The organism is Butyrivibrio sp. WCE2006 (genome assembly GCF_000701985.1).
Taxonomy (GTDB): domain Bacteria; phylum Bacillota; class Clostridia; order Lachnospirales; family Lachnospiraceae; genus Butyrivibrio.
This window is the reverse complement of sequence record NZ_JNKH01000077.1, coordinates 1-4,637: the sequence shown is the minus strand read 5'-3', so window position 1 is coordinate 4,637 and position 4,637 is coordinate 1. Positions and strand designations below refer to the sequence as shown.

6 protein-coding genes are annotated in these 4,637 nt (G+C 37.0%); all 6 read left to right on the top strand.

All coding sequences use genetic code 11. From position 1 onward, the window contains the following. Positions 1-474: AAA family ATPase (locus T501_RS19180; protein ID WP_044917107.1), on the top strand; the 474-nt coding region annotated here is incomplete at its 5' end. An 83-nt stretch (positions 475-557) separates the two neighbouring features. After that, complete coding sequence (locus T501_RS19175; RefSeq protein ID WP_044917105.1) at positions 558-1,379, top strand: hypothetical protein; 822 nt, start codon at positions 558-560, stop codon at positions 1,377-1,379. Beyond that, positions 1,366-2,409: a hypothetical protein gene (locus T501_RS19170; RefSeq protein WP_044917104.1), complete on the top strand. Its 1,044-nt coding sequence runs from the start codon at positions 1,366-1,368 to the stop codon at positions 2,407-2,409. The genes T501_RS19175 and T501_RS19170 overlap by 14 nt, the downstream gene beginning before the upstream one ends. Continuing rightward, the gene (locus T501_RS19165) at positions 2,406-2,675 is read left to right on the top strand and encodes a hypothetical protein (protein ID WP_044917103.1); all 270 of its coding nucleotides are present in this window, start codon (positions 2,406-2,408) and stop codon (positions 2,673-2,675) included. Before T501_RS19170 ends, T501_RS19165 begins: the two co-directional genes overlap by 4 nt. Next, on the top strand, positions 2,668-3,312 hold the full coding sequence (locus T501_RS19160) for a hypothetical protein (protein ID WP_044917102.1): 645 nt from the start codon (positions 2,668-2,670) through the stop codon (positions 3,310-3,312). The genes T501_RS19165 and T501_RS19160 overlap by 8 nt, the downstream gene beginning before the upstream one ends. A gap of 230 nt (positions 3,313-3,542) precedes the next feature. Next, complete coding sequence (locus T501_RS19155) at positions 3,543-4,373, top strand: hypothetical protein (protein WP_044917101.1); 831 nt, start codon at positions 3,543-3,545, stop codon at positions 4,371-4,373. Positions 4,374-4,637: the final 264 nt, after the last annotated feature.

The window sequence follows — 4,637 nt, the reverse complement described above, 5'->3', positions numbered from 1 at the left end:
TATGAGATTAAGAAAATTGAACAGAAGAGAGTACTTTCGGATGGTATGGTTTATGACTATGTTCAAAAGGGTATGACCAAGAAGGAAGCCAAGGATTATCTCGCTTCAAAGGAAGGCAGTAAACAGATGGGGTACATAATGTTTGGGCAGGAAAAGTATTCAAATGGAGAGACTGCCATACAGTTTTTTGATGATAATTCACTGCCGGATAATCTGTATCTTCTGGATGAGCCGGAGGTATCGTTGTCACCTGCCAATCAGGTTAAGCTTGCAGAGGAACTTAACAAGATGTCCCATCTTTTGGGCTGTCAGTTTATTATAGCTACCCATTCTCCGTTTATGCTTGGGATCTTATCTGGTGCGAAAATCTACAACCTCGATACACAGGACTGTAGAGTGTGTAAATGGAGCGAGCTTGAAAATGTCAGGTATTTTTACGAGTTTTTCAAGGCCAGAGAAGATGAATTTGAATAATCTTCAACTTATGGTTAAATGCATTTTGCAGATGATGCTAATAAAATTATTGTATAGGAACTTAAATAGAAAAGAGATTTGTTATGCGAGATGCGAGAAGAATAAGACCATTTTTAGATAACGTGGCAGCAGTGTGGGAACAATGTCCTGATCTAAGGTTTGGGCAGTTTATTATGGATGTTGTACCAGATAATGACAGGCTTTGGAATTGCGAGGAAGCTGATTTTCTTAGAGCGCTTAAACAGTTTGAAGAAGGTAATGATTTTGTCAGAACAAGTGGAATGGCTGCTAACACAGATATGATCAATAACCTGTTTGTATATGGAATAGCGAAGGGGAAATATCAGCTTTATCTGTATATGAATTCATATGATGGCAAATATTATATCGAATTTGGGAATCAAGAGAAGCTATTTGATGGTTCTTACGAGTCAAGAACATTAGTGAAAAATATGCTAATGGAGTTTACAAAATGGATGTATTTTGAAGAGTATCCGGTAAATGTATCTGCGTTTGAAAACGGAATTACTAATATGAGTAATGGATTCAAGCGAGGCTTTGAATCTGTCGGGCGGGCCTATGCTGTGCTCAAAATAGTTGCTGTTGGTTATATTTCAGCGCTTCCCATGGAAGAATTTATCCCGGCTATGAAATTTATAAATGTACATTTGCCAGAGGCTGTCAACAGGACTGCAGATCCGGAGTTAAAAAGAATACTTGCAGGTATTAAAGGTTCCTATGCTGATTTTGTGATTGGTATGTTGGAAATGATCTATAGACGTCCTGAGAAGCGGCAAGAGCTAATCGATTATATAGAAACACATCCGGATACGAGCTCAAGTGATGTGGTTGGATATGTTTCAGAATGGGAAAAGCCAGAGGTGGAGAAAAATGGTGAGAGCTGAGGATATAGTTTGGAAGCCACTGTATTGCAATAATATGATTTCGAATGGACTGAGTGGTTACTATACACTTATGTTTAAGGAACAGGAATATGAAAATACATTCACTGGCTATAAATGGACTATAACATTTCAATATAAAGAAAATAAAACTTCAAAGGATTGCCTGGATCAGCAGATAGAAGCGTACATACTTCATTTGAATCAGTATAGGAACCTTGAAAAGTTGTTTGAATATCCGGATCCTACTCCAATAGGTGGAGATGCCACTTTTATAAGTGCTAATGTATCAGAAACAGAGCGTAAAAAGAATTTTGGCTTATATGATAGCGTTAATAATACTGGAGATTTTATCAGAGCATACAGCACATTAGATGATGCAAAGAATGGAGCTTTAGAGCGATGTAAATGGTATGGATTGGATGAAGATACAGCGCTGATAAAGGGGAGAAACTCCAGAAAAAAGGCTTTTATAATAAGCGGATCAGACTTTGATAAACTTACTTTGTTTAAAAAGCAGCACTCAGAATGTGGCTATGGAACTGCTGGGGACAAGATGATTTATTCTTTTATACCAACTGGGATAGGGACTGCTATTACGGTCGAGTGCTCATGCGGGCAGAAGCTGATGCTTGGAGATTTTCTTGATCGCGATGAAACAGAATACAATGCAGCAGAGCATGAGCCACTGACCTCAGAGGATATAAAGAATGCAGAGTTTGAGGATGCTGCAAATAAGATACTTTTTCTGAAGAATCCTCGAAGGTATCGTGCTGTATCAGCTGCAGATCAGACTTTTGAGGCTATATATAATTATGCTGTTGGGGTGGCTGCTTATGCGGATGAAAGGATAGCAGCTTCCATACTCTACAAGGAAAGTTTGGATGAATTACACAGGAGTGTAAAGAATTATACAGGGGATGATGAGGAAGATATAAAGCGTTTTTATAACTATTTTGAGTGCAGGATACGTGAAGAATTAGGTAAATATAAATGCACTAATAAAAAGATATTGGAAGCTTTGTCAGAATGAAGAAGGATAAAATGGATATTTTTCAAATAGTAAAAGCTGTTATAGATGAAATGGATGCAGCCTATTTGAGACGTGATGGTGCACCGTATGATGAATATGACCTTGAAAGCTATGAGATAGCTAAAAGAATAGATGAATCAAGTGGTGTAGATGAAATTGAAGCCGCAATTGAAAATGTATGGCTGCAGTACTTTGGCAACTATAGCCGGTTAAAGGACTATAGAGTATATGCAGAGAAGATATATCGGAGCATTAAAAATGAGTAGAACAAGTATTATTGGTGGAAGCTGTTGCGTGGATGGACCTGATAAAGGGAGAGAAACGATCAAAAGAAAATTTAGAAGATGGAAAAGAAATGCTAGATATATTTATCAAAGGGCAAGGTATGGATTTTGCGAATCGGATGTTTGGTCTATAGATGCCTGGTTTTTAAAGATTATGCCGGCTATGCTTCAATATTTAAAGGAAACAACTGATGGTTACCCCTCCGTGCCAGGAGAGTTATCGCATGCTCTTGTTGGTAGTGGCGCTCCGAAAGATGTCGATGACGCTGGCATGAAGGCATGGGCTGAAGTGCTGGATGAAATGATATTTCTGTTAAAGGAAGCTAATGAGGAGACATGTTCAAGAGCAAATCCATATGAAGAGTCTTGGGAAGAAGCATATAAGGATTTTTCCGCAAAATATGGGGAGCTTGGAGAAAAGCTGAAAACTGAAGAGCAGAAGGAGAAAGAAGAAAAGGAAGGCCTGCATACGCTATACATGCTGAGGGATGTGCCTGAATATAAAGAAATTGATGAGCTTTACTATAAGGAAAGTAAGGCTATTGAAGAATATAGAAATGATTGCAAGGATAAAGCTCTGGAGCTGTTTAGCAAATGGTTTTGGAATTTGTGGGATTAAGGTTTTGTAAGTATGACAATTGCTAAATGTGAGATTAGAATTTTGTAATAGAGAGAATTAGCGCATGCTTGTTAAATATATTTAACAAACATGCGTTTTGCATATGCGGATTGATAGATGTTAATGATTGTGGTATAATGGCTTTAATACAGTAAATGCTCGTGCGCAATGGTAGTAAAAGTTATATTTTTATACTTAAAAAATATATTATATTTAACAAAAGGAACGCTATGGCTAAAAGAGAAAATATCAGTAAAGAGCTTTCATCAGTTATACGTGCAGCAAGAGGAGATCGGAGCTTAAGAGATTATGCGAACGATTCTGATGTTAGTTATATGACTGTTTATAAGGCAGAAAAGGGAGATTATATCCCTAGCTCCAATATATTAAAAAAACTGGCATCAGAAAATGCCAAGCCACAAAATGGTGTGACATATGATGATATGATGGTTGCTGCTGGATATCAGGATGAAAATGCGGTATCTGATGTGGCTAGTGTTTTGGTTGAACAAATGAGAGAGGGAACATCAGAAAAGCAAGGTTCCCAGAAAATAGACATTAATAAGGAAGATACAAAACCAAGGCTACTTCAGCACAGAAATGCCAGAGAAGAGTATCAGAGACGTGTTGAAGGCGTTATTTTGGCTGCGCTACTTCGTAGAAATATTTTTTTTAGGAGCACTCAGGAATACAATTCTTATTTAAAATCAAACCAACCTGACATGAAATTAGATATCGAAATGGGAAGAATACGAGAATGGTGGTTTGTGGTTAGATATTTCTGGGAATCAAAAAATAATAGATATGGGGTTTCTCCGATGAACATCAGGATTGCATTGACTAACATGTTGTTTTTGAATCCCACGAAAGAAACAAAGATTTCTATTGTAGTTAATAATATAGGAGTATATGAATATTTGATAAAACGTGCTAATGAGATGCCATATCGTAGTGAACTGTCTGTAATTCTGGTTGATGAGGAAAAACAAGAAGTGACAGCAGAGAAGTATCTCTCTAATTATTTTTTTGAAGATCATGGTAAGGAGTTTTATTTGGTATAAATGGTGAGTACGTATAAGTTTTGTGAAAGGGGTGATGCTTAATGCAAGAAATATGCATGGAAAAATAACAAGAGAGGCGTTTTGGCGAACGTCTCTCCTGAAAAAGTCCATCAGATGATGCGAACATCTGATAGCATGAAGTAATTTTTATACCTTCGATGTAGGTAACTTCATACTTATAAATTAACATTTTGCATTTTTATTTTCAACACCTATACAATTGAACGACCGCGTAAATTTACTGTAGGATTTAATAGGTTAAAG